The sequence below is a fragment of the Noviherbaspirillum humi genome, assembly GCF_900188095.1.
In the GTDB taxonomy this organism is placed as follows: domain Bacteria; phylum Pseudomonadota; class Gammaproteobacteria; order Burkholderiales; family Burkholderiaceae_D; genus Noviherbaspirillum; species Noviherbaspirillum humi.
This window is the reverse complement of sequence record NZ_FZOT01000014.1, coordinates 22,820-46,444: the sequence shown is the minus strand read 5'-3', so window position 1 is coordinate 46,444 and position 23,625 is coordinate 22,820. Positions and strand designations below refer to the sequence as shown.

General features: G+C 60.1%; 24 protein-coding genes. 1 reads left to right on the top strand and 23 read right to left on the bottom strand.

Features of this window, described 5'->3' with window-relative positions:
- Positions 1-8: 8 nt before the first annotated feature.
- From CHB88_RS17665 to CHB88_RS17625, 9 genes are all read right to left on the bottom strand, one after another.
- Entirely contained in the window at positions 9-479 is a 471-nt protein-coding gene (locus CHB88_RS17665) for a chemotaxis protein CheW (protein ID WP_089400669.1), read from the bottom strand.
- A 156-nt stretch (positions 480-635) separates the two neighbouring features.
- The gene (locus CHB88_RS17660; RefSeq protein ID WP_089400668.1) at positions 636-1,130 is read right to left on the bottom strand and encodes a chemotaxis protein CheW; all 495 of its coding nucleotides are present in this window, start codon (positions 1,128-1,130) and stop codon (positions 636-638) included.
- A gap of 82 nt (positions 1,131-1,212) precedes the next feature.
- The gene (locus CHB88_RS17655; RefSeq protein WP_089400751.1) at positions 1,213-2,895 is read right to left on the bottom strand and encodes a methyl-accepting chemotaxis protein; all 1,683 of its coding nucleotides are present in this window, start codon (positions 2,893-2,895) and stop codon (positions 1,213-1,215) included.
- Between the two features lie 62 nt (positions 2,896-2,957).
- Positions 2,958-5,144, bottom strand: a complete 2,187-nt coding sequence (locus tag CHB88_RS17650) for a chemotaxis protein CheA (RefSeq protein ID WP_089400667.1) — start codon at positions 5,142-5,144, stop codon at positions 2,958-2,960.
- A gap of 23 nt (positions 5,145-5,167) precedes the next feature.
- A complete protein-coding gene (locus tag CHB88_RS17645; RefSeq protein WP_089400666.1) occupies positions 5,168-5,500 on the bottom strand; it encodes an STAS domain-containing protein in 333 nt (110 codons plus the stop codon).
- 13 nt (positions 5,501-5,513) lie between these two features.
- Positions 5,514-5,882: a response regulator gene (locus CHB88_RS17640; protein WP_089400665.1), complete on the bottom strand. Its 369-nt coding sequence runs from the start codon at positions 5,880-5,882 to the stop codon at positions 5,514-5,516.
- Between the two features lie 126 nt (positions 5,883-6,008).
- On the bottom strand, positions 6,009-7,148 hold the full coding sequence (locus CHB88_RS25405; protein ID WP_089400664.1) for a methyl-accepting chemotaxis protein: 1,140 nt from the start codon (positions 7,146-7,148) through the stop codon (positions 6,009-6,011).
- 199 nt (positions 7,149-7,347) lie between these two features.
- Complete coding sequence (locus CHB88_RS17630) at positions 7,348-7,965, bottom strand: response regulator (protein ID WP_143131341.1); 618 nt, start codon at positions 7,963-7,965, stop codon at positions 7,348-7,350.
- Positions 7,966-8,023: 58 nt separating this feature from the next.
- Entirely contained in the window at positions 8,024-10,126 is a 2,103-nt protein-coding gene (locus tag CHB88_RS17625) for a response regulator (protein ID WP_089400662.1), read from the bottom strand.
- Between the two features lie 263 nt (positions 10,127-10,389).
- Here CHB88_RS17625 and CHB88_RS24685 point away from each other — a divergent pair, with 263 nt between their 5' ends.
- A complete protein-coding gene (locus CHB88_RS24685; protein ID WP_143131340.1) occupies positions 10,390-10,617 on the top strand; it encodes a hypothetical protein in 228 nt (75 codons plus the stop codon).
- A 293-nt stretch (positions 10,618-10,910) separates the two neighbouring features.
- Here CHB88_RS24685 and CHB88_RS17620 read toward each other — a convergent pair whose 3' ends face one another.
- The 14 genes from CHB88_RS17620 to CHB88_RS17565 all read right to left on the bottom strand — a co-directional run bounded on the left by CHB88_RS17620 (position 10,911) and on the right by CHB88_RS17565 (position 23,529).
- Entirely contained in the window at positions 10,911-11,561 is a 651-nt protein-coding gene (locus CHB88_RS17620) for a hypothetical protein (RefSeq protein ID WP_089400661.1), read from the bottom strand.
- Between the two features lie 42 nt (positions 11,562-11,603).
- Positions 11,604-13,079: a hypothetical protein gene (locus tag CHB88_RS17615; protein WP_143131339.1), complete on the bottom strand. Its 1,476-nt coding sequence runs from the start codon at positions 13,077-13,079 to the stop codon at positions 11,604-11,606.
- Positions 13,080-14,231: 1,152 nt separating this feature from the next.
- Entirely contained in the window at positions 14,232-14,609 is a 378-nt protein-coding gene (locus CHB88_RS24680) for a hypothetical protein (protein ID WP_143131338.1), read from the bottom strand.
- A gap of 82 nt (positions 14,610-14,691) precedes the next feature.
- On the bottom strand, positions 14,692-15,222 hold the full coding sequence (locus CHB88_RS24675; protein ID WP_143131337.1) for a hypothetical protein: 531 nt from the start codon (positions 15,220-15,222) through the stop codon (positions 14,692-14,694).
- Between the two features lie 67 nt (positions 15,223-15,289).
- On the bottom strand, positions 15,290-16,264 hold the full coding sequence (locus tag CHB88_RS24670) for a hypothetical protein (RefSeq protein ID WP_143131336.1): 975 nt from the start codon (positions 16,262-16,264) through the stop codon (positions 15,290-15,292).
- Between the two features lie 191 nt (positions 16,265-16,455).
- A complete protein-coding gene (locus tag CHB88_RS17605; RefSeq protein ID WP_089400658.1) occupies positions 16,456-17,487 on the bottom strand; it encodes an EscU/YscU/HrcU family type III secretion system export apparatus switch protein in 1,032 nt (343 codons plus the stop codon).
- Positions 17,488-17,506: 19 nt separating this feature from the next.
- Positions 17,507-18,277, bottom strand: coding sequence for an EscT/YscT/HrcT family type III secretion system export apparatus protein (locus CHB88_RS17600; protein WP_089400657.1), 771 nt, complete (start codon positions 18,275-18,277; stop codon positions 17,507-17,509).
- 8 nt (positions 18,278-18,285) lie between these two features.
- On the bottom strand, positions 18,286-18,555 hold the full coding sequence (locus CHB88_RS17595; RefSeq protein WP_089400656.1) for an EscS/YscS/HrcS family type III secretion system export apparatus protein: 270 nt from the start codon (positions 18,553-18,555) through the stop codon (positions 18,286-18,288).
- Between the two features lie 20 nt (positions 18,556-18,575).
- The gene (sctR, locus tag CHB88_RS17590; RefSeq protein ID WP_089400655.1) at positions 18,576-19,238 is read right to left on the bottom strand and encodes a type III secretion system export apparatus subunit SctR; all 663 of its coding nucleotides are present in this window, start codon (positions 19,236-19,238) and stop codon (positions 18,576-18,578) included.
- Positions 19,239-19,250: 12 nt separating this feature from the next.
- Positions 19,251-20,375, bottom strand: coding sequence for a FliM/FliN family flagellar motor switch protein (locus tag CHB88_RS17585; protein WP_089400654.1), 1,125 nt, complete (start codon positions 20,373-20,375; stop codon positions 19,251-19,253).
- A complete protein-coding gene (locus CHB88_RS17580; protein ID WP_089400653.1) occupies positions 20,372-20,851 on the bottom strand; it encodes a hypothetical protein in 480 nt (159 codons plus the stop codon). The genes CHB88_RS17585 and CHB88_RS17580 overlap by 4 nt, the downstream gene beginning before the upstream one ends.
- A complete protein-coding gene (locus CHB88_RS17575; RefSeq protein WP_217900190.1) occupies positions 20,848-22,197 on the bottom strand; it encodes a FliI/YscN family ATPase in 1,350 nt (449 codons plus the stop codon). The genes CHB88_RS17580 and CHB88_RS17575 overlap by 4 nt, the downstream gene beginning before the upstream one ends.
- Positions 22,190-22,849 carry an HrpE/YscL family type III secretion apparatus protein gene (locus CHB88_RS17570; protein WP_089400651.1) on the bottom strand — a complete coding sequence of 220 codons (660 nt, stop codon included), beginning with the start codon at positions 22,847-22,849 and terminating at the stop codon, positions 22,190-22,192. The genes CHB88_RS17575 and CHB88_RS17570 overlap by 8 nt, the downstream gene beginning before the upstream one ends.
- The gene (locus CHB88_RS17565) at positions 22,846-23,529 is read right to left on the bottom strand and encodes a hypothetical protein (protein ID WP_089400650.1); all 684 of its coding nucleotides are present in this window, start codon (positions 23,527-23,529) and stop codon (positions 22,846-22,848) included. Before CHB88_RS17565 ends, CHB88_RS17570 begins: the two co-directional genes overlap by 4 nt.
- Positions 23,530-23,625 lie beyond the last annotated feature (96 nt).

Genomic DNA, 23,625 nt, shown 5'->3' with positions numbered 1-23,625 from the left:
GGGCGGCGCTAGCTTGCCGCCGCCGCGTCGAGCGCAGTCTGCAGATCCCGATCGCAGAACACGCGGGCCACGTCGATTAGAATGACGAAGCGCCCCTCCACCTTGGCCATGCCGGCAATGAAATCGCGCGCGATGCGCGCGCCGAAGGCTGGCGCCGGCTCCACCTGCTCCGGGGCGATATCGAGCACCGCATTGACGGCATCTACTACCACGCCGATCACCTGGCTGCGTCCATCCGCCGGCGAGCCGAGTTCCACGATCACCACGCAACTGCGCCGCGTCACCGGCGCCAAGGGCCAGCCGAAGCGCTGCGCCAGGTCCATCACCGTGACGGCGGCGCCGCGCAGGTTCAGCACCCCGCGCATGCAGGGCGCCATCATGGGCACGTCGGTCAGTTCGGGATATTCGATGATTTCACGCACGTTCATGATGCCGATGGCGAAGCGCTCGCTGCCAAGCGTGAAGCTAAGATACGGCATGCTGCCGGCTTGGATCGGCCGGCTTGCGGAAACGGTGGGACGCTGAACGTTGCGCCGAGCGTCGGGAACGGGATCATGCATGGAGGCTCCGTAGGAATAGGCATTAAGGCATGGCGAAGACAGCGTCCGATCTCGAAGCGAAACGGAATGCGGAGTTCATGGTCCGGGCGAGACGTTTGCCGCGCCTGCGCCGGCACCGATTTCCGCCAGCGAAAACACGCGCGCGATGTCCAGCAGGATGATGAAGCGGCCTTCCACCTTCGCCACGCCGGCGATGAATTCCGGCCGGATGCGTGCACCGAAAGCGGGGGCCGGCGCAATCTCCGCCTGCGGGATGTCGATCACCGCATTCACCGCATCCACCACCATGCTCAATATCTGTGGTTCGCCGCTCTCTTCGGTCTCGACCACCACCACGCAGGTGCGGCGGGTGAGCGGCGCGGGCGTGCGCTCCAGGCGCCGCGCCAGGTCGACCACCGTCACCAACGCACCCCGGAGATTCATGACGCCGCGCACGCAGTCCGGCATCATCGGCACCGGCGTCGGTGCCGGATAGCTGATGATTTCCTTCACCGCCATGATGGCCAGTCCGAAGACTTCGCCGCCGAGCGTGAAGGTCAGGCATTGCGTCGAAGCGCCTCTTCTGTCCATGGCCAGCTCCGTCGATGCCGATGCAGACGGGCCAGTGCTCAATGCAGGGCGCACAGCGGGATGGAGCGGCATGTCGGCAATGTCAAAAGCGGATGAAATCATCGTCTTCGAACGGCGCTTCCGCGGTCTCGGCCGCCATGCCGGGCTTGGCGGGCTTGCGGGGAGCCGGCCGGCCGACGTCCGGCGTGCGTAGCGCAGGACGCGTTGGCGCAGTGCTGCGCGCTTTAGGTTGCGGCTGCGCGCCCTCGGCGCTGATGCGGAAGAAAGAGACGGTATCCTGCAGTTGCTCCGCCTGAGCCGACAGCTCTTCCGCCGTGGCCGCCAGCTCCTCCGAACTCGATGCGTTCTGCTGCGTCGCCAGGCTCAGATGGCTCACGGCGGAGTTGATTTGCCCTACACCCGCGCTTTGCTCCTGCGAGGCCGCGGTAATCTCTTGCACCAGATCCGACGTCTTCCGGATGTTGGGCACCATCTGCGCCAGCAGGTGGCCTGCGCGCTCCGCAAGCTCGACGCTGGAGCTGGCAACCGTGCCAATCTCCTGTGCCGCCACTTGGCTGCGCTCGGCCAGCTTGCGCACTTCGGCCGCTACCACGGCAAACCCGCGCCCGTGCTCGCCGGCGCGCGCCGCCTCGATCGCCGCATTCAACGCCAGCAGATTGGTCTGGTAAGCGATGTCGTCGATGATGCCGATCTTCTGCGCAATCTGATTCATCGCATCCACCGTCGCCTGCACCGCCTCGCCGCCTTCGCTGGCCTCGCCCGCGGCCCGGCTGGCCATGCCGTCCGTGATCTTGGCGTTCTCGGTGTTCCGGGCGATCGACGCCGTCATCTGCTCGATGGAGGCGCTGGTTTGCTCCACGCTGGCGGCCTGCTGGCTCGAGGCCTGCGATAGCGATTGCGCCGTGGCGCTGACCTGCTGCGACGCGCTGGTGAGCGCGGCTGTCGCCTGGCTGACTTCGCCGACCACGTGCGAGAGCCGATCCACCACCTGCTTGACCGCATGCATCATGCTCGAGCTGTCGCCGGTCCGGGTCTGCACCTGCACCGCCAGATTGCCGCCTGCCATTTCCTTGAGGATCGACGCGGCATAGGACGGTTCGCCCCCGATCTGCCTGAGGACGCCGGCCTTGATCAGCGCGGCAATTATCCCGCCGAGGACAACGGTGAAGATGCCGCCGTAAAGCAGGATGGCCTTGGTACGGGCTTCCTGCTCGAGGCTTTCCTTGCCTCGTTCTCCCAGCAGCGCGGATTCGGTGCCGGCGATCTCCGACAAGAGCGCCCGCATGGCATCCATGCCCTTTTTGCCCTTGCCCAGTCGTACGTAGGCAAGCACGCCTTCCAGTTTTTCCCTGGATTCGCCGGCTTGACGCCGGAGCTGCAATACAGGTTCGATTCCTTCGGCATACCATTGCTTCTGCATGTCGAGCAAGCGGCTCAGCCGCTCCTGCTGAACGGGCTCATCGCTGGCAAGCGACCTGGCCTTTTCAAAATGCTTCTTGAAATCGGCATTGCCTGCATTGAGCGACTCCAGCGACGATTCATTGCCGGTAATCACGTAGCCACGCTCGCCGGTCTCGATATTGATCAGGCTCTCCAGAATGGCATCCACTTCCATCAGCACCTGATAACTGAGCATGTTCATGCGGTTTGCATGCGACAGGCTGGTCAAATTGATGTAAGCAATCGAAGTCAGGCCGATCAACAATGCCAGCACCGCGCCGAAGCCGGCAAAGAGCCGGGTCCCGATTTTCAAGTTAGCGATCATCATGTCAACCTCATCAAATGGACGGCGTGGTAATTAATTGGCGAATGGCGAGGACGGACGCCTCAGGCAGGCGCCGGCAGGGCGGATTCGATGTCCTGGCGCGGCCGGACGGCGCTCGGCTGCGCCGCCTGGAGCAGCGCCGGCACGTCGAGTATCAGCGCGACTTCACCGCTGCCCAGGATGCTGGCGCCGCTGATGCAAGCCATGCCCTGGAACATCTTGCCGAGCGGCTTGATCACGGTCTGGGATTCGCCGAGCAGGCTGTCCACCACCAGGCCCGCGCGCTGGCCGGCATAACGCACCACCACCACGCTGCGCCGGGCAAGGGAGTGCCGCTCCATGTCGAACAAGGTGCGCAGGCAGATGAGCGGCAGCACCTCGCCTCGCAGATTGCTGTAGTCGTGTCCGGGCTCCGCGCTGAATTCGATGCACTCTTCCACCATGTCGAGCGGCACCACGAACACCGAACGGCCGATGCCGACCTGGAAGCCATTGATGATGGCCAGCGTCAGCGGCAGCCGCACCGTCACCGTGGTGCCGCGGCCTACCTCGCTGCGCACCTCCACGCTGCCTCGCAGCGCATTGATATTGCGCTTGACCACGTCCATGCCCACGCCCCGCCCGGAGAGGTTGGTCACCTGGTCCGCGGTGGAAAAACCGGGTTCGAAGATCAGGGCGAAGATCTCCTCGTCGGCCATGCTGCGCCCCGGCTCCACCAGGCCGCGCTCGATCGCCTTGGCGAGGATGCGATCCCGCTTCAGGCCGCCGCCGTCGTCGCTGACCTCGATCACGATGGTGCCGGAATCATGGAAGGCATTCAGGCCGATGCGGCCCCGCGCCGGCTTGCCGCTCCCGCTGCGCGCCTCGGCCGGCTCGATGCCGTGGTCGATCGCATTGCGTACCAGATGGGTCAGGGGATCGGTGATCTTTTCCACCACCGTCTTGTCGAGCTCGGTCTCCTCGCCTTCGATGACCAGCTCGATATCCTTTCCCAGCTCTCGCGCCACGTCATGCACCACCCGCTGGAAGCGGTTGAAGGTGGCGCCTATCTTCACCATGCGCAGCTGAAGCGCGCTGTTGCGCACCTCCTCCACGAGATGGGATAGCACCGATCCGCACTCCTGGAGTTCGGCATTGCCGGCGCGGCGGGCGATCAGGTTGGCGCTGGCGACGCTGATGATGAGTTCGCCGACCAGATTGATCAAATGATCCAGCTTGCCGGCGTCCACCCGCACCGAGCTGTTTTCCAGGCTGCGCGCCTCGCGCGTGCGGCTCTGGCGCGCCAGCGCTGCTTCCACCACCGGCGCCGCCGCCGCGCCCTGATTGACGAGAATGGACCCCAGGGGCTGGGCTGGCGATGCGGCGGCCTGGCTCGCCAGCGCCTCCTCCAGTTCGCGCTCGGTGATGGTGCCGACCTTGGCCAGCATCTCGCCGAGGCGGACGTTTTCATCCGGATACTCCGCAATCAAGCGCAGATATTCCGTGACCTGGCTATGCGGCGGGATGATGCGCAGATGGCAGTCGTCCCGCACGAAATCGAACACGCCTTCGATCGTCGGCTTGTCGGCGGCGCTCGCGAAGGCGATCTCGAAACCGAGGTAGCAGCTTTCCGGATCCATTTCCTGCAGCGACGCCAGCCGCTCATGCAGAGTGGCGATGCTGACGATCCGGCCGAGCGTGCCAAGGTAACGGATGAACGACATCGGGTCCATGCCATGGCGCAGCACCTCGCTGCCGAAGCGCACCGAGATATGCCAGTGGTCGCCGCCGGCGCGGGCGCCGTCGATGCGCTCCACCGGTTCGGCTTCCGCCTCCCGCAGCGCCACCGGCGTGGCGAGCGGGCCATCCGCCGGCCGGGACGCCACGAATGCCGCCAGCCGCGCCAACAGTGGCTGGCCTTGCTTCTGCCGCTCCGGATCGGGCGCCATCGCGCCGGCTTCGACGTCGTCCAGCAACAGGCAAATATGGTCCCGGCATGCCAGCAACAGGGACATGAGTTCCGCATCGATCGCCATCACGCCGTCCCTGACCTGATCCAGCACGCTTTCCATCACATGGGTAAAGGAGACGATATGGTCAAGCCCGAACAGGCCGGAGGAACCCTTGATGGTATGCGCCGCCCGGAAAATGGCGTTGATGACGTCGGCCGAGAGCGGGCCGGCATCCGCTTCCAGCAGCCCGTTCTCCATCTCCTCCAGCAGCTCGCGGCTTTCGAGGAGAAACGTCTGCAGCGCTTGTTCCATGTCCATCGCGTGTCCTCGTGGCTCCGCCGTTAGCGTTCCGCCGGTATCAGCACCGGGTCGCCGAAATAGCCGGCGAGATCGAAGAGTTCGAAGACCTCGATCACCGCCGGGCTGTGCTTGATGAGATTCAGGCGCGTGCCCTGCTGCCGCGCGGTCTTGTGCGCGGCGAGCAGCAGCTGCACGCCGGCGCCGTCGATTTCTTCCACCGTCGACAGATCGATCTCGAGGCGGATCGGCACGCTGGCGCGAGGCACGAGCGCGTCCAACAGGATTTCCCGTACCTCGGCTGCGCGGTAGATCGTCAATTCCCCGCCCAGCGTCAAGGCGGCAGACTCATCAAGGGTCTCGTTCTTATCGGTCATGCTGATACAAGTCTCACGGCAGGATCAGTTTCTGGACGGCGGCAAGCAGCACTTCCGGCTTGAACGGCTTGACCACCCAGGCCTTGGCGCCGGCGAGCTGGCCCTGCCGCTTCTTCTCGTCAGCCGATTCGGTGGTCAGCATGATCACCGGCGTGAAGCGATAGGCTTGCATTTCCTTGACTGCCTTCACGAAGCTGATGCCGTCCATGTTCGGCATGTTGACGTCGCTGATGATGAGATGAACCTTCTGACCGTTCAGCTTGCTCAAGGCGTCCTTTCCATCCCTGCCCTCGACCACCTGGTAGCCGGCTCCGCGCAACGCGATGCCGACCACCTCCCGTACCGAGGTGGAGTCATCCACCACCATGACCAGCTTTGCCATGCGACCCTCCTGTCATCCTTGTTCTGCGCCGGCTGCCGCGGTCTTCCCGCCGGCACAAGACCGCGGCAAGCCGTAACGCGCCGATCCCTTCACCACGCCATGCCACTTCCGGTGCCAGGCAGGAGGCTAGAAGAACGTGACCTCGCCACCTGCATCCTGTCCGCCCGCGCCATCAGCATGGCTGTCGTGCTCGTCCGCCATGGTGTAGCCGGTGCTGAGCTCCTGAAGCCAGTCTTCGGCCGTCGGCGCCGAACCCAGAGACGCCGCATCGCCCATGCGAGCCACGTCCCGCTCCAGCATTTCGAGTATCTGGCGTATCCGATCCTGGAACTGCAATGCCACGAGCAGCTTTTCCACCTCGCCGCGGATGATGCTTCCGTGTTGCCGCATCTGCTCCGCCGAATCGCCCAGCACCCGCACATGCCCGAGCACATCTTCCATCACATGGCCGGACGAGGTGATGGCTTCGCGATCGCTCTCGTTGGCGCGGTTGGCTGAGTCGAGCGTGAGCGCCATGGTTTCCGATACCTGCCGCATGCGGCCGTTGATGCGCCTGCCTATGTCCGCAGAGAGCAGAGACAGTTTCCTCACCTCGCTGGCGATGACGGCGAAGCCCCGGCCGGCTTCTCCGGCACGAGCGGCTTCGATCGACGCATTGATGGCCAGCAGATTGGTCTGGGCCGCGATCTGGCTGACGTCATCCGCGAGCACCGTCATTTCCGTGGTCGCTTCGGACAGGCTGTGCACATGACGCATCAGCTCCACCTTGCTCTCCACGATTTTCTCCAAGCAGAAGATCACCGGACCCAGTTCACGCTCGCACAGGGTCAGCAGGTCTATCGTCACGCGCCGCTTCTCCGCCTGGTGGCCGACGCCTTCAGCGCTCGTGAAGCCCGCCTGCTCGAATTGCTGCACCAGGGCGGAAAAGCTTGCCACCAGATCGTTGACGGCTTTTTCCGACTGCTGCTGAACCAGGCCGAGATGACGCCGCCACACCGGCATGACCTCGGCTACCAACGCGGCGAATTGATCCTTCCCGTCGGGCGGGACGATCGGCATCGGTACCGGCGCCGAACGCTGCCAAGCCAGCCAGACGCAAGCCAGCGCCACGCCCAGAACGCTCGCGTACTGAAGCCCTTCCATCTGCTTCAGCAAGGGCAGGGCCGCAAACAGCGTTGCGATCGCCGCCGCAATGAGACGCCCCCATGGCATCGACGACCGTGCCGGCGTGCCTTGCCCTGCCTGTTCGATATCGCTTGAAGCCATCGCTTTCGCCGTTTCATCCGGAGAGATTTCGCTTGGTCCCGGTGCATGGCACGCGCAGGCCCGTACATCGCAGGATTACATTTACCGACGTAGTATCCTCAAGACTTGCCGATTTGTTTATCCCAGACTTATGGTGGAATGACAAAAGGCATTGCGACTCCAGGCAAGCGCGGCGCATGCGCTCGCAGCGCGCACTTGTTCAGGGCGCGCTGCGATCGGCAAAGGCAGTCATGGCGCCGTTACCGCCGGCGCCGAACAGAATCAAGCGGCGACGGCTTTCGCAAGCAAAGATTCCAGCGTCGCGGGAAATCGGCTTGGCCAGGGAACCCAGGATGTTGAGCCGATGGAAGCGCGCCATCAGCTGCGCCGAGTTGATGACGCGTTCGCCCATGCCGGACATGAGCACGACATTGCCGACATAGCGGCGGTCGGCAAGCATTTCCATGAACTGGAAGCCGTCCTTGTCCGGCATGTTGAGATCACAGATGACGAGATCCGGCCGCTTTTTCCCGCTTTCGAAGGCAGCAATGCCGCGCTTGCCGTCGAGGGCGGTCGCTATCTGCTTGACACCGAGGTCAAGGAGCATGTCGCGGACCAGCTCGAGCATGAAGCTGTCATCGTCCACCAGCAAAACCTGAAGCGCTGCGAGCGGAATGGCCTTGCTGGTTTTGTCGTCGTTCATGTCGGCTCGGGTCGGGTCTAGGAAAGTCGTCTCGCTGGATGCACCAGCCAAGACAGGTAGCCGGATTATGGTGTAAATGCCGCCTTCCGGCGTCCCATGTTCATGGCTGATCGCGTGAACGAGCAAGGGAGCCAAGCCAACTCCGGCGCTTCGCCCGCCGCCCGGCGAAGCGCCATGACCCAACCAACACGTCTCAGGAATGCTTGCTGGTCGTAGCGGCGCGAATCTGGACGGCAATGCGTTCCAGCATCGGCCGCATCTGGAGGATTACCTGTTCGGCCTGGACAAGGCTGGCGCATTCCTTTTCCAGCGCCAGGCACAGGCGAGCGAAAGCGCTCGCGCCTACTGCGTTGGCCGACGACTTGAGGCGATGCCCGAGCGCCTTCAGCCTGGCAAGGTCCTGCTGCCGGAACACCGCTTCGATTTCTGCAATGGAAGCGGTCGCGGTGTCGATGAACATGAATGCGAACTTGGCCAGCTTTTCCGGATCCGATCCCACCATTTGCGCGAGGACGTCGAGATCGATTAACGGCGGCTCCTTGGGCGCTGCGGCTGGCGCCGAAACGTTCGAATCGCCGCTTTCCTCTTCCCCGAGCAGCCAGTGGGCAAGCGTCCGGTACAGCTGGTCCGGATCGATCGGCTTCGAGAGGAAACCGTCCATGCCCGCCGCAAGGCAATTTTCCCTGTCCATGGCAGACGCATTGGCCGTCATCGCAATGATCGGCAGGTTGTGCCACCTTTCCCCGGATCGGATGCGGCGGGTCGCCTCCAGTCCATCCATGACCGGCATCTGCACATCCATCAGAATGCAGTCGATCGCCCTGGTCTGCATGATTTGCAGTGCTTCCTCACCATTGTTGGCGACGACCACGCCGAGATCGGCGCGCGCCAGCAATTCCATCGCCAACTCCTGGTTGAAGGCATTGTCTTCCACCAGCAGGACCGTCGCGGCGCGGAAGCGGGGCGGCGCGCCGGCTTGCGGCAGTGGGTTGTCTTCCTGAGGGATGGCTGGGGCGGCCAACGGGCTTTGCCCCTGGCTGGCCTGCACCGGCTGGTTCAGCCTGATGTTGAAATGGAACCGGCTTCCCGTGCCTGACTGGCTCTCGACCCCGATCGTGCCATCCATCGCCTCCGCCAGTTGCTTGCATATTGCGAGACCGAGGCCGGTGCCGCCGAAGCGCCGAGTGGTCGAGGTATCGGCCTGCTGGAAAGGCTGAAACAGCTCCGCGGCCTCGGCCGCGCTCATGCCGATGCCGGTATCGCTGACGCTGCAGTGCAGCCGCCAGCCCTCGCCTTCCGGCGCCACCTTCTCGATGGCCAATCGGATGTGGCCCGATTCCGTGAACTTCACTGCGTTGTCGAGCAGATTCCCGAGGATCTGCTTGATCCGCAGCGGATCGCCGATCAGGTCCGGGGGAATGCCGGGCAATGGAGAGATCGCGAAACCGATGCCCTTCTGCTGCGCCAGCGGACCATACAACGACAGGCAATCCTGCAGAATCGCCGCGAGGTCCACCTTGATCGCCTCGATCTCCAGCCGCCCTGCTTCCATCTTCGAGTAATCGAGCACGTCATTCACGATGCGAAGCAGATGCTTGCCCGCCTGCTGGATCATGGCGATATATCCACGTTGCTGGGCCGTGAGTTCGGTTCCGAGCGCCAGGTAAGCCATGCCGAGGATGCCGTTGAGCGGCGTGCGGATCTCGTGGCTCATGTTGGCGAGGAATTCGGTCTTGGCGCGGGTGGCAGCTTCCGCCAAATCCTTGGCGGCGGCCAACTCACGGGTACGTTCCGCCACCCGCTGCTCCAGCGTCGCCGCATCCAGTTCCGCCTGCTTCTTTGCCTGCAGCAGTTGCCGCTCGTAGTCGCGGCGATCGCGGGCGCTGAAGATGGAAACATAGATCAGCTGCGGCACGCCGGCCGCATCCCGCTTCAGGCGGGCATTGAGCAGGACCGGCAGCGGCTTGCCATCCCGGCCTCGCAGGTCGAGCGCAATCCCGTTGATGAAGCCTTGCAAGTGCAAGAGCGGCGCGTAATGGGTATCGTAAAAGATCCGGCCGCCGGCGCTCATCAAATCCTGAAGCCGCAAGCCGCCAATCAGCTCCTCGCGGGTGAATCCGGTCCATTCACTCAAGGTACCGTTCGCGCGGGCGATGCGGCCATCGAGCGACGTGGTCAGATAGCCGCAGGGCGATTCCTCGAAAAAGTCTTCGGCGCTGCCTTGCAGCAGTCGGTGTGCCTCGGAGGTGAAGCCGGTCAGGTCGCCTGAGGCGGGATGCTGGGAGTCGGTCGTCAAAGCGGGGCCCTGATTGCTGTGGTGTTAAGTATCGGTGTGGATGACGTTCGGTTTGCAGAAGGCGCCTGGTGGAGGTTGCGACTGCTGTCGCCAGTCGCAAACCGCTGCATGACTTCACGGGCAGCATCAGCAGCAAGCGGATCTTTCGAGCCCATCTTCTGCCAGGTGCGGCACGCAGAACCCCGGCGGCTCGGCGGTCGAGACGACGATACCGGTTCGTCAGGGTTGGGTTATCCGTCATCACCACGGTTAAGGCTGAATGGATGAGTGTAGTCAGACGCCACCATTCCGACGGCCTCACTGCTGTCCCGGCCGATCATTGCGGAAAAGCGACAACTTTTCAAGCGCTTTCGCCGACCGATGCAATCTTTCCAGCCGACTGGCGCGACAACATTGGCTGCGTGGCGAAAGCACCACGATATCAGGCCAGCGACAAGTCTTTCGATGGGACGAAATTAGCCCGCCCGGTCTCGGTCGTCAATATGGCCTAATTCCTGAAGACTGAAGCGCAGCGCGGGAGATACGCAGTTGAGCGAAGCGGCTTCGCTTCAGTTTTCGCGACTGAGCGTGGTCGATCGACGGCGAGGAAAGTAGCAAAGGCAAGCGGTCAGCATCCACGAACGGAGCGAGCGAGAGACTTGGTGGGAAAAGAACAATGCGCTGCCTGATTGAGAAAAAGCGGTGCGGCAAGCCATGTTTGGCTGCTGCCAACGCTGAAGAACCGGCAGGGGCAGGCCGGTCAATGTATCTGGGCGAAAACGCGCTCGTCGTTCCGGTGACACACCTACCTTGCAGCACCGCCGTATTGGTATAGATTCATGTACGAGTTGAAGTAATTCGCGTCTATTCTGGTGTCATCAATGCGGACACGGTCCTTCCTGAATTGATTGAAGCGCGCTTTGGGTACCGATGTCCCATCAGGAAGAATGACGGACTGAACATTTGGGTTCTTTAAATTCGAGGTCAAGCTCTCCAAGAATGGATGCCCGAAGGACAGCCCAAGCTGGTTAGCCAATTGCGCGTAGATTGGAAGCGCCAAATGCTTGTTGGTTTCCGCTAGCATCAGCAATAGACCTACGAGCCGGTTCGCGTCGCTATTTGAGGTGATTTTCATGCAGTGGCCCAGAAAACCGTAGCGTCGCGCCGTCATGATGACTCCCATCAGCGCATCGAGCAGCAAGTCGCCATGAGATTTTCCCGGGCCTTTCGGATTGTCGATGACGGCATGCGGGACTTGCCAAGCAGACCCTCTCAACTGCGACCACATGATTTCAATATTGCCTCGTGCGACGTCGATATTTCCGTAATTGAGGCCGGTCTGAAGCATCGTCGAGTCCCGCGCCGGGCGGGTATTCGGCGTAGGGCATGAAACCGCTGGGCCGTTCGACTTCGAAACATGGTGCTTGGCTAACGCAGGCTGGATTGAAAACCCCATAGCGACTCCTCAGTCAACGAGAAACAAGTGATATCGGCCGGCTTACTTCCTCGCCGGCGGCTTCGGCGCGCAGGCTGGCGGTACCTTGCCGGGCATATCCCCTGGATAACGCGTACCGCCACTGAAGATATGGCGAATCGCCTTGTAGTCCGCAGGCGGCCTGTCTCCTGGCAGCAGGAGCGGAGTCAAGCCCAACTCGGCCCGCATCCCGATAAGGTCGCTTACCTCCCAATTGTCAGTACGGCCCTGCCCCATATTCGCTGGGTTGCCGGCTTGATTCACCGCCTTGATGCGTCGGTAAGCCTGCCCGAGTAACTGGGAACCGAAATTCAAGTCGTAGGTATTCATCAGGCGGGCCAAAGTCATGAGATAGGCCCGTTGGAAGAACTGCCTCTCGACATCGTTCTTTGCGCCTTGGATGGCAATCTGCGCCTTGCGTAATATCCCCTCCGCGATCCGGCCAGCGTCTGCGTTGTTTTTGATCTGGTAACCCGGCTCAATGACGCGATAAGCGACGCCAAGCTCATAGAACGGCTCAGTCACCGCCGTTGCGCGATTGCCGTGGTTCAGCACGTCGATCGTGCCGTTTCGGACCCGGATATCTTTTCCATCTCGGCGAATCGCCAGGTATCCCACCCGCCAAGGGCTCTCGCCGCTGAGCATGGCCTTCGAATCATTGACCGAGGCCACGGCCGCATCGCCGCGATTCGGCCTCGCCGGGAATCTGACGCGGGGGGGCGGCTTCACGGGTGGGCAGTTGGCAGCCTGCTCCAGCGCTTTTGTCGGGTTATCCATCGGAATGGTGAGATGGCCGACCTTGATGCTTTCTAGCTTGCCGTTCTTGTAATTCAAAGACGCGACCGACCACGCCAGGCCAACCCATGGCTTGGCGGCCATCGCCCTACGCGCCCCGGCGATAACTTTGCCAAAATTCGGAATGAGGTTAAGTGCGGCGTCTATCACGGCATCTGGCGCGGAGAAGCAGACTCCAAAGGTTATCTTCAACCCCATGAAATTGCCTTTTTGTATGCGATCCATCATCTGCTGCGGGGACAACAACTGCTTGACACCTATAGCATCCTGACGAAAATTCAAAAATACAAACACATCACCGAACTTGCGGCTTAATCCGATGCCGGCCTGGTTATTCCCGTTCCACGCTGTTCCGACAACACCCACCCCCCAACCGCCAAATACGCGGGGAATATCGGTTACCGCCTTGCTTCCGAAGTAGGCAACCCTGGCGTTGTCCGTGGAAATGAGCGCGAAGTTTCCGCCCGAATGTAATAGCGGTATCGCCACGTTATATCCATGCGTCTCGCCGATCGCCACGGCGGCTGGCGTCACCGCTTTGCCAAGACTTTCCAGCAGCGGCGGAAGCTTGGGCAGTTGAAAGGAAATGGGAATGCTCGACAAGGCGAAAGGCGGCTTCACCGCTTGCCTGACTGATAGCGAAGAATGAGGCGCGAGGAGTGTACGCCTTTCCGCGCCTTCGGAGATATAGCTCAATGGCGGCATGATGTCTCTCTTATCTCTTGAATCGACTATGGAAACCGCTGTCGTTGTTCGCCAGCAGGGGTCCCTGTTTATTTATAGTCTTTGTCCGAGGGCTGGATTTAGCCGCTTCGCCTTTTCGTGAAGGGAAGTTACTTTATCCGGGATTCGGTCTGTTGGAGGCTTGCAAGTTGCGTGCCAAAAAATTGAGGCGCAATGTCGCTTAGCTTGCCACCTTAAACGGGGGTTTTATTTTGCAGTAAAGTTCGAGAGATCGTTACATGTCTGATGGAGCTTGTGCTTTGCTCGATCGATTGGTCGTTACATGTTGAAGAAGATTTTCTGAAACAGCCGGAGTCCTAGACAAGAATCAAGTAACGCTGTCACCGATGATGTTAGTCAATCCTCCAAAAGCATTGGCGAACACCGGACAAGCGCTAGTATCTGCAATACGTTGAATAGAAATATTGAACTATTGAGGGCGCGATCGCGGTCATCACTTCTTCAAGCTGATACAGCGGCAGCGCGCTAAGGAAGGTGCACTACGTCCTTTGCTGGCCAGTTAACTGACCTGAATTCTTCTACCTTTAGTCGGCCGACACAATGGGGGTTTCGATAAGGTCGACGTCGAATTTGCCAAGAACATCTCGGCCAACGTTTCTGCCACCGTATCAACTTTCATGTCGAAAGTCGGTAAGTTTGAGATACCGTCCTACCATCGAGCGCTCGCTCTTTCGGGTCCAAGCTCTTTATGAAGCCAAAGTTCTTGGTTCTTCAAGTGCGCACAATAAATGCTGGCATGCTCAAGCTGATGTTTGCAATTACTGCAGCAATCCTTCCAGCCCCCTTGATGCTGTACCCAACTTCTGAAAGACCCATTATTGAACTGATCTCTCATCGATTTGGCGTTTCGGAGGCCGAGTCCGGGCAGCAGCTTGTCGGTCTAATGAGAGTGTCTACTGTGCAAAATACGCGCCACAGATTTTTCACGATGGAGAAAAAGATTTCAATGAGCCTAGTCTAATCCGGAATGCAAGGGAGACCTCATAAAAACGAGCCGATAGAACATCAATTTGCTTTTTGACGTACATCGACCTTGCACTCGCTTCAAGGCGCCAGATAAGCGAAGGCCCGTGCCCCCATATATTTCTCATATGCGCCACAAAAATTGGCCAATCACGAGAAGAATTTACTGAAGTTGCTTTTTAGGGTATTTCGCGCCTGGTCAACCAAAGCAAGAATTGGATTGAACTTTGCACCAATCTTCAAAATTGGATCGGCAAATTGATTAACTTTTGCGAAGAGATTTTTAACTGCTTTACCTGCGGAAAACAATCCTCCTTTAACTGCGGAAAACAATCCTCCTAAAAAGCCGTGTTTTTTTTCTTTAACTGCAGCTGGCTTCTGACCAGGAGTTATTTGATTCAACCATCCATAATCAGGTGACGGAATAGAGTTTTCTGACTGTTCAGTCGCTCCAAGCGTAGGAACATCTAGAGAGGATCCAGAAGTGGGAAGAACCACATCACCTCTACTGTAAATTTCGTAGCCCATGTTTACTCCTTTAACAGAACCATCTAACCGTTTTTATCAACCTTGCTGAAATCTCTTAAACGCTGCAATCTTGATGATGAAATTAACCAACTCCTCGACCTAATGTCGCGGTAGCGGACAGCGATGACATCACAAGATTCAGCATTGTTATGATGTCTTTTACCCTGATCGCAAATAATTGTGCTTTAGTTTTTTCTTCCGCAGTGAGCGTTCCTTTATTCGCCTTATCCTGATAATCTAAAAGTTGCTTGTTCAGACTGTCGATTGTTGAACCCGCCCCAATAATTTTTTCTTTGGTTGCCTCTGTCAGCAGATTATTTGCAACATGCAGTGAACCATCGCCACGCCTCACCAATTTAAGTTTCTGCAAAAGATCGACTGCCGTATCGACGTCCTTAGAGATATTGTTTAAAAATCCCCCATTACTTTGGGAAGAGCTGTTTGAAGAACTAGCTTTTGGTACGGAAAATTTTTTCCCGCCGGCCCAATCGCCACTGATTTCGGTTGGGGCGCTTTGCTTCAGTGCGCTTGCTGGCAAGGTAGGCCCTGATTGCGCCGATTTAGATGTTGAAGAAGGCGGGTTTAGCGAAGATACAGACATATCGTTAGGCATTGTCAACTCCTTTTCATGAACTTACTGTATGCAGGCTTGCTGAGAATTCAATGTTTTCAATTTAAGCTTAATAATGAGTTTCATCTAGGAGCCCCTGGATTTCTTCACTATCTTTCTTTATCCGCTGCTCTTTTGTCAGTTGTTCTTGTGTTGGCTGACTCTCTGTACTTTGTTGCGAGGAATTCGATTGTTGAGATGCATTGGGTGTTCCAGAAGATATACCATCCCTTCCGCCATCAATCTCCGATGTCGATTCAGCATCTGTATTCAAATTGCTTTGCGTTGGCTTAAAACTTAAGTTGTTTAGCTTTGACCCATCGCCTTTCGGGAAAAGCTCCCGCACTGAAGCCAATTTCGGGTCCTGCTGTTTCAACTCAACGCCAAAAACTTCACGCCATCGATCACGTGCAATACCCAAGTTCAGACCAATCGATCCACAGATTTCAGCGAGTGCTTGGAAGGGGCCGGCATTCACAAACGTGCCATCCTGATTTTTGCTGCAAAGTTTCGTTATATTTTCTCTGATAAACCGCACCATGTCTTCATGGCTCTTTACCCACTCTGGCACCTCCAGCGCAACGTTCTTTGCAGCTTGCTTAATAGTTGCATAAAGATCTGCAGCAGTCTTTAGCATGCCACTCGGATCTTGCTGATTGAGCTCATCTACTGTTTTATCACTGTAGTCCCGAAGAATCTTATATAGCCCTACCGAGCTAGCTTGTCGTTTTAGCTCTGAAAACGGATCCCGCTGCGATTGAGACACTACAGGCGATACAGCATCATTTGATGGTGCTTCCGTGTCCTCTTGCGCAGCTTGCTCTTTCGCGATCCTTGTTGTGGCCGCCTTGCTCGAGGAATCAGCGCCATAAATGTTGAAGGTGCCTGAACTGGGGTTAATGAAAGGATTTGTCCCTTGACCTTCATCTGGCTTTTTATTTCCAAAGTCGGGTAGCTGAGGAAAAGTGCCGCTTTGCGGAGTTCCAAATGCTCCTTGATTTGGGACTGTGGGTTTTGTCGATTGGCTAGTAATTGGGTTACCCATAGTAAATCCTCATCTGCGTTTCCGATTCATCACTTACCGTCTTTAGCATTCAAGCCAGCAAAGATATTTCTAATGCGCTCGTTGATTTAACGCTCATTTACTTCACCAAAGCCTCTGATGATTGCCTTTTTGTCTAGCACTTTCGATGCCAACAAATTCTCGAAATTTCGGCCTGTCGCCGATCAGAGAAGTCAGGTCTTGTTGAGCAGATCCACCACAAAATCCCGATGCGACGGCCCGACCGCCTGCTCGATGCGGCACACCGGCCAGAGCTCTCGCATGAGGCCGGAATCGCGCGTCACCCGCATGCCGCTGTTCTCGGCGGCGGTGACCACCCGTTCCGCCGTGCTGCCGGTAGCCATGACGAGCACCAGCGGGTCGGGGTTGAAGCTGGGGTTGTAGTAGAGGCCGAGGACCCGTCCGCCGTCGGCCAGCAGCATCTGGCAGAAGCTGAGGTTCTTGAACATGCGTTCGGAATCGGTGTCTACCTCGGTGAGTTCCTTGCGCGCCTTCTTGATCTTGGGATCGCCGTAGTTTTCCTTGTTCTCCCGCTTGACCTCCGTCTTGGTCATCATCACCTGCTTCATCCAGGCGCGGTGCTGGATGACGTAGTCGGCGATGGAGACGACGATCAGGAGGATGACGCTCCACAGCATGGTGCTGGCGAAGATGTCGAGCGAGATGTCGAGCGCCGAACCCATGTCGGCGCGCGGCACGGCGAGCAGTTCCTGGGCATAGCGCGACAGCACCGAATACAGGATCATGCCGACCAGAAACGTCTTCACTAAGTTGACGACGAAGGTGGAAAGCATCTTCCCGGAAAAGATCTGCTTGAAGCCGTTGATGGGGTTGATTTTTTCCGGCTTTGGCGACGCCGCCTTCCACGACGGATGCAGCCCGACTTGGGCGGCATCGCCGGCGAGCGAGGCGAACGTGGTGAGGATGAGGATCGGCGCGATGATCACCGCGGCGACAGACAATGAAACCCAGAACGCCTTGATGATCAGTGAAATTGATACCGGCTGCTCCGCCAGGGTGAAAATCCAGGCGAGCAGGGCAAAGGCCTGCTCGACGGCGGCGCGGAAGGCGAAGAGAAGCAAAAGCGCGACAGCGGCGAAGACGATGGCCTTGGTGACTTCCGGGCTGCGGGCGACCTGCCCTTCTTCCCTCGCCTTCTTCAGCCGCTGCGGCGTGGGTTTCTCGGTTTTCTCTTCGCCTGCCATACTGCTCCTTTGACGGCGCTTAGCGCAGTATCTGGCGGGTGATGTCCGCCAGGTGAGGAAGCAGGATCAGGCTACGCTCGGCGACAAAGCCGATCACCGCCAGCAAGATCCACCAGACCAGCGCATTCTTGATCGGCAGCACGACATCGCTGACCGGGAAGCGTGGAAAGCTGTGTCCGATGACGGCTACGGCCAGTTCGACGAGAAGCAGTATCAAGACCACCGGCGCGGCAAAAAGCAGCGCCAGCGTGAAGATGGCGTGCGTCTCGAAAAGCAGCGTGCGAAAGACCGAGAACGTGAAGCCGTGCGGCAGGATCTCGGTGATCGGCCAGGCGCGGTACGACAGAAAGAGCGTATCCAGAAACAGCAACAAACCGCCCGCGGCGATGAAGAGCATGGAAAAGAACTTCATCAGGAAGGAAGCGCTGATGCCGACGGAGTTGCCGTTGAAGGGATCGGTGATCTGGGTGAAGGTCAGGCCGGACTGGAAGTCCACGAGATGGCCGGTGATTTCCAGGGCATAGAACGGCAACGCCCAGACGATACCGAGCAGGAGACCGAGCACGGCTTCCTTTGCCACGAGCCACAAGAGCGACGCCTCGACCTCCCCAGGATTGAGCGGTGCCCAGAGCTGGGAGGCGAAATAGGCAAAGGGAATGGAAATGGCGACGCGCGCCAGGGGCGGGAACATCTGCCCGCCCATGAACGGCAAGAGAAACAGTGCCATGCCAAGGCGCGGCAGCGCCAGCATGACCTGAACCGCTTCGACGGGAAAGCTGGAGAGCGTCATGGCACCGCTCAGCGCCGCACGGCTTGCATTTGCGTGAACACTTTATCGCCGAAGCGTTCGATCTGGCCGCCCATCCAGCTCGCGCCCACGCCCATGACGACGATGGCGACCACCAGCTTGATGGCAAAGGAAGAGCTGTTGTCCTGCAACTGGGTAACCGCCTGGAAAAGTGCCCAGATAAGTCCGATCGTGGCGACAGTCAAGACCACCGGCGCAACCGTCCACAAAACGATCAGCAAAGTTTGCTGGGTGATGGAGATGACGCTGTCGGGAGTCATGGGCGTGCCGGTTCCGACGTTCAGTATGAGTAGAGCAAGGCGGAGAACAAGCGCTCCCAGCCGTTCAGTATGACAAAGAGCAACACCTTGAATGGCAGCGACAGCGTGGTCGGCGACATCATCTGCATGCCCATGGCCATGAGCACCGTGGCGACAACCATGTCGATCACGACGAAGGGCAGGAACAGCAGGAAGCCGACCTCGAAGGCTTCGGTCAGCTCCGTCAGCGCAAAAGCCGGCACCAGCAGCACCAGATCGTCCGTGCGCAGGCTTTGCCTCGCCTTTTCCGGCATCATGCGGCGGGCGGTTTCGCTGAAGAAGCGACGCTCATGGTCGCCTGAATTCTTGACAAGGAAGGCGCGCAGCGGCTCCTTGATGGTGCCGGCGATGGTGAACAGCTGCCCTGGGCGGCGGTCCTCCAGCACGTTCGGCGGCAGTTTCTCGACATCGCCATAGGCGGCAATGAAGGTGGGATACATCACGAACACCGAAAGCACGACCGCCAGGCCGTTGGTCACGGTCGGCGGCGGCACGTTTTGCAGGCCGAGGGCGTTGCGCAGCAGCGAGATGACGACGACGATCTTGGTATAGGAAGTCGCCATCACCGCGATGAGCGGCAGCAGGGAGACGCCGGCGATGACCAGGAAAACATAAATCGGATCGGCGAACAGGGCTTGGTTCATGGCATCCGGCGGTTAGCGCCGATCCTCCTGATGGTGCAGCACCTCCACGCAGACACCGATGGCATCGCCAATCGCCAGAAGCGACCCGCGCCCGATCTCCTTCCCGTCAATCTTCAGGCTGACCGGACGCTCCGCCAGCAGGCGGCCAAGATTGAAGACATAGCCGGCTTGCAGTTGACATAGCTGCTCCAGCGTGAACGTGACGGAGCCCAAGTCGAAACTGATGCGCAAGGGCGCTGATTGGAGGCGCTGCGCCATCGCATCCTTCCGGCTGGCCCCATCGGCCCCGCCGCCAAAGGAATCGGCAAACGAAGCCATCGGTCCGGCGTTCATGGCGAAGCCAGGGTCGGCATGAACATCCTCTTCATTCATGCCTTCTTCGGTCAGGAAATCGTCCGATGTGCCGTCCGCATCATCGATCATGGCTACCCCCTTTTCCAGGTCATAGAGCGCGCCGAACCCCAGGCGCATGGTGAGGCCGGCGAGATTCAACCGCAGCACGGCCGGCGTACCGCCGCTGGCGATGCGTATCCAACAGCCGGTATCGATGCGCGCCGCATCGTCTCGGCTCAGCTCGGTACAGCCGAGGCGAACGGCAAAGCCAAGCTTCAGCGCCTTCATCGCCGAGGCAGGCGCGGCCGGCATCGCGGCCCTTTCCGGCGCGCGGGCGAATTTCCAAAATTCCGGTTTGCCGCGCAGGCGTCCCCTGATGCCGCGAATCGCGCCGGGGCGCTTCCATTCAAACTCCAATGCATGCGAGGCGGCTTGGCTATCGCTCGGCGGTTCCGCCGCGGTGTTCAACTTCACGCTTTTCACTTCCAGCGCAGATCCGACGAGCTGCTCCAGGTGATCCAGCAACGCTGCGCAAAGCGCTTCGGCGACCAAGGCCAGATCGCCGGCGGGAATATGCGCCAGGGGACCGCACAGCTCCGGACCAAGGGGAGCGGTGCTGTCAAGGTCCAGCTCACCGGCACAGCCATGCGTCCCAATGACGGCCGACATTGCCGGCGCCCAGGTCCGTTCCGAGGAACGCCAGCAAACCACGCTGTCGTCGGCAAGCTGAAACCCGGCCCGTCCATAAAGGGAATTTGCCAGCGCCGCCCAGTCCGCGGATATCGTGGGCAGTGCCAGCGTCATTGCGGCCCCCTGAGCAGCGGGCGCCAGATTTCGGCGGCATCTTCCTCGAAATTGATTTCCTGCCGGCGCGCATGCTCATCCATGAGCCGCTTGAGCATCTGCTCCGCCCGCTCCCGTTCGCGCCGCGCCCGCATATAGCCCATGCGGGCTTCATCCCAGGCATCCTGAGCATCGAGCCGGGCGCCCTCCGCTTCGATCGTCTTCGCCTCCCAGTACATGTGCAGATTGTCGGCATGCAAGCGGCGCAGGTTGTAGTCGGCGATATCCTGGGCGGTGAGCATGTTGCGCGCGCCGAGATCGGCGATGTGCTGGCGCAGCGCAGCCAGCGACTCGCCCACCTGCTCCCGCTCCGTTTCACAGCGGCGCTGCTCTGCCTCGCATTCGCGCAGCGCTGCCAGACGGGTATCCAGCAGGCGCTGCGCCCGCTGTTCGCGCATGATGCGCAGCTTGACCAGGGTGCGGAGACGGTCGATCACGCGGCCAGCTCCTGCAGATGCGCCAGGGTGGCATCGAAGCTGGCGGTCTGGCTGGTTCTCTGCCTGAGGAAATCGCGGATGAAGGGATGCCTTTCCACCGCCGTGTCGGCGCGGGGATCCTCGCCGCGCTTGTACTCGCCGACCTGGATCAGAATTTCCAGGTCGCGATAAACCGACCATAACTCCCTTACCCTGAGCGCACTTTGAATGTGCTCCGGCGTGACCACCTGCGGCATCACCCGGCTCGCACTGGCAAGCACGTCGATGGCCGGAAAATGCCCGGATTCCGCCAGCTTCCGCGACAGCACGATATGGCCGTCGAGCAGGGATCGCACTTCTTCCGACACCGGATCCATGCCGTCATCGGTTTCCTCGAGAACGGTGTAGAAGGCAGTGATCGAGCCGCTGTTCGACTGCCCCGCCCGCTCGAACAGGGCGGGAAGGCTGGCGAAGACGGAAGGCGGAAAACCGCGCCGGGCCGGCGGCTCGCCGGCGGACAAGCCGATCTCGCGCAGGGCGCGGGCATAGCGGGTGACCGAATCGATCATCAGCAGGACCGCCTTGCCCTGGTCGCGGAAGTACTCGGCGATGCTGGTCGCCACCTGCGCGGCCCGAACGCGTTCCATGGCGGAGCAGTCCGACGTGGCCACCACCACCACGGAGCGGCGCATGGATTCCGGTCCGAGGCTGTGCTCGATGAATTCCGATACCTCGCGGCCGCGTTCGCCGATGAGGGCGAGCACGTTGATGTCGGCGGAGGAGTGGGATGCCAGCATGCCGAGCAGGGTGCTCTTGCCGCAACCGGCAGGCGCGAAGATGCCGATGCGCTGCCCTTCGCCGCAGGCCAGCAGGCCATCGATCGCCCGCACCCCAGTCTCCAGCGGCTTGCGGATGGGCTTGCGGGACAAGGCCAGCGGCGGCGGACCGACCACCGGCCGGGTTTCTTCGCTCGCCAGGCGGCCGCCCTGCGCGTCGACGAAGTGCATGCCGAGCGCGTCCACCGCCCGTCCAAGCAGATGAGGGCCGACGCCCACCTGGTGAACAGCGCCGGTGGCCTCGATGTACATGTCCGGCGCCACGCCCTGCATGCCGCCCATGGGCGCCAACAGGGCTTCGCCGCCGGCGAAGCCGACCACTTCGGTCATGAGCGGATCGAGGCCGGGGCGGTGTACCAGGCACACCTGGCCGATCGAGGCATTGACGCCTACGCCGCGTATCAAGGTGCCGACCGCGCCAACGACCCGGCCGCCGGCAGCGTAGGGAGTAAAAGCCTGGATTGCGCGGTCGAGATGCTGAAGTCCGGCATCGCCGCCGGACGGTCTCGGCCTGCCGAGGGATTCACGCATCGGTCGGCCTTTCCCCTGCATCGGGCTCGACGGGCATGTCTGCTTCGGCTTCCACCTTCAACAGGTTGAAGAGTTCCTGCAATTGGATCGCCAGCACGCCGCGGATGATGGTTTCCCCAGCCTGCACCCAAACATCAGCATGTCCGACGCGAGGATCGCCCTCGAGCGACAGATTGAGTTGCAGTTCACCAAATGCACCCTCCAGGGCGGAGCGTACTTCGCCCAGCTTGGCGGGATGCACCCGGACCAGCAAGGGCGAAACGTTGACCTGGGAGCGGACGATGGCCAACGCTCTCGCGGCCAATGCATGATCCGGCCCGATCTCGCCGAGCATTTTCTTGAGGCAGTCCACGACGAAACCGGCCACCTGTTGCTGCATTTCCGCTTGCTGCTGGCGAAAGTGCAGTTCCAACTCAAGGCGTTTCTGGGCGAACTGCTGCATTGCTGCGTCGTAGCCAGCAGCATATCCCTTCTTCTCGGCCCGCCGCGAGGTCAGCCGCGCCGAGTCCACGATATCCCGTGCCCGATGCTCCGCTCTTTCGAAAAGATCCACCGCGCTGGACACGCCGTCCAGCTCCGCAGAGGAAATGACGTTTCGCGACGAGGCGACGTTGAACAGGTCGCCTTCCAGCCAATAGGCGAGCCGCCTCATGCCGCCATCTCCAGCTTTTTCCGGACGTCCAGCTTTGATTCGGAGAACAAGGGCCCCGCGCCGGCCCGGCGAGAAATTTCCTCGCTTCCGACCCAGGCATCGAGCAACGGTGAGAATGCGCGGTTCCAAGGCCAGACGGCATCGCAGGACCACGCCTCCGATTCATCTCTTAATGCCAGGCGAACTGCGAGACCAGGCGCTTCGTCATGCAGGCGAGACATCATGCAGCCGCGTGCCCAGCGCAGCGCTTCCTCGCTGCATCGCCACTGCAAGGGATTCTCCTCGCCCAGCAGGGCTGCCAGCGATGAAACGTCGGGGGGCAGAGATTGAGAAAATCGGAACTCGTCCTGTCCCATCCATTTCGACAAGGCGCTTACCTGGTGACGAGTCACCGCCTTTCTTGCCAAGACACTCGAGCTTGCCAGGCAAAGATTGGCCGCCACGGTTTCGAGGATCGGGATTGGCCACTGCCACCAGGATAAGGTGGCAGGAATGCGCTCGGGATACTGGATGCCGTGAGCTCTGACCAGACGGGCGACTGCCGTACGATCTGCTCTGCCCGATGGCAGTGCTGCAGATGAACAAGCCTGGATCGGTTTTGGGAGTCGGGCAGGCACGACTTCCTCAAGAAAGCACCATTTCTCCCGGAAGCTCTCAAGCGCTTGCTCAGCGTTCCTCATGCGTCCGCTTCCTCTGAAGCTTTCTCCCGATCCGTTGCAGGCTTGGCATTTTTACGGTTCATCGCGCTGAGCACTTTATCGGACCAGGGATTAGGC

Coding starts and splice junctions, on each gene's coding strand:
- CHB88_RS17665 (WP_089400669.1), bottom strand. CDS start 479: ATGCCGTATCTTAGCTTCACGCTTGGCAGCGAGCGCTTCGCCATCGGC.
- CHB88_RS17660 (WP_089400668.1), bottom strand. CDS start 1,130: ATGGACAGAAGAGGCGCTTCGACGCAATGCCTGACCTTCACGCTCGGC.
- CHB88_RS17655 (WP_089400751.1), bottom strand. CDS start 2,895: ATGATCGCTAACTTGAAAATCGGGACCCGGCTCTTTGCCGGCTTCGGC.
- CHB88_RS17650 (WP_089400667.1), bottom strand. CDS start 5,144: ATGGACATGGAACAAGCGCTGCAGACGTTTCTCCTCGAAAGCCGCGAG.
- CHB88_RS17645 (WP_089400666.1), bottom strand. CDS start 5,500: ATGACCGATAAGAACGAGACCCTTGATGAGTCTGCCGCCTTGACGCTG.
- CHB88_RS17640 (WP_089400665.1), bottom strand. CDS start 5,882: ATGGCAAAGCTGGTCATGGTGGTGGATGACTCCACCTCGGTACGGGAG.
- CHB88_RS25405 (WP_089400664.1), bottom strand. CDS start 7,148: ATGGCTTCAAGCGATATCGAACAGGCAGGGCAAGGCACGCCGGCACGG.
- CHB88_RS24685 (WP_143131340.1), top strand. CDS start 10,390: ATGAGTGTAGTCAGACGCCACCATTCCGACGGCCTCACTGCTGTCCCG.
- CHB88_RS17620 (WP_089400661.1), bottom strand. CDS start 11,561: ATGGGGTTTTCAATCCAGCCTGCGTTAGCCAAGCACCATGTTTCGAAG.
- CHB88_RS17615 (WP_143131339.1), bottom strand. CDS start 13,079: ATGCCGCCATTGAGCTATATCTCCGAAGGCGCGGAAAGGCGTACACTC.
- CHB88_RS24680 (WP_143131338.1), bottom strand. CDS start 14,609: ATGGGCTACGAAATTTACAGTAGAGGTGATGTGGTTCTTCCCACTTCT.
- CHB88_RS24675 (WP_143131337.1), bottom strand. CDS start 15,222: ATGCCTAACGATATGTCTGTATCTTCGCTAAACCCGCCTTCTTCAACA.
- CHB88_RS24670 (WP_143131336.1), bottom strand. CDS start 16,264: ATGGGTAACCCAATTACTAGCCAATCGACAAAACCCACAGTCCCAAAT.
- CHB88_RS17605 (WP_089400658.1), bottom strand. CDS start 17,487: ATGGCAGGCGAAGAGAAAACCGAGAAACCCACGCCGCAGCGGCTGAAG.
- CHB88_RS17600 (WP_089400657.1), bottom strand. CDS start 18,277: ATGACGCTCTCCAGCTTTCCCGTCGAAGCGGTTCAGGTCATGCTGGCG.
- CHB88_RS17595 (WP_089400656.1), bottom strand. CDS start 18,555: ATGACTCCCGACAGCGTCATCTCCATCACCCAGCAAACTTTGCTGATC.
- sctR (WP_089400655.1), bottom strand. CDS start 19,238: ATGAACCAAGCCCTGTTCGCCGATCCGATTTATGTTTTCCTGGTCATC.
- CHB88_RS17585 (WP_089400654.1), bottom strand. CDS start 20,375: ATGACGCTGGCACTGCCCACGATATCCGCGGACTGGGCGGCGCTGGCA.
- CHB88_RS17575 (WP_217900190.1), bottom strand. CDS start 22,197: ATGCGTGAATCCCTCGGCAGGCCGAGACCGTCCGGCGGCGATGCCGGA.
- CHB88_RS17570 (WP_089400651.1), bottom strand. CDS start 22,849: ATGAGGCGGCTCGCCTATTGGCTGGAAGGCGACCTGTTCAACGTCGCC.
- CHB88_RS17565 (WP_089400650.1), bottom strand. CDS start 23,529: ATGAGGAACGCTGAGCAAGCGCTTGAGAGCTTCCGGGAGAAATGGTGC.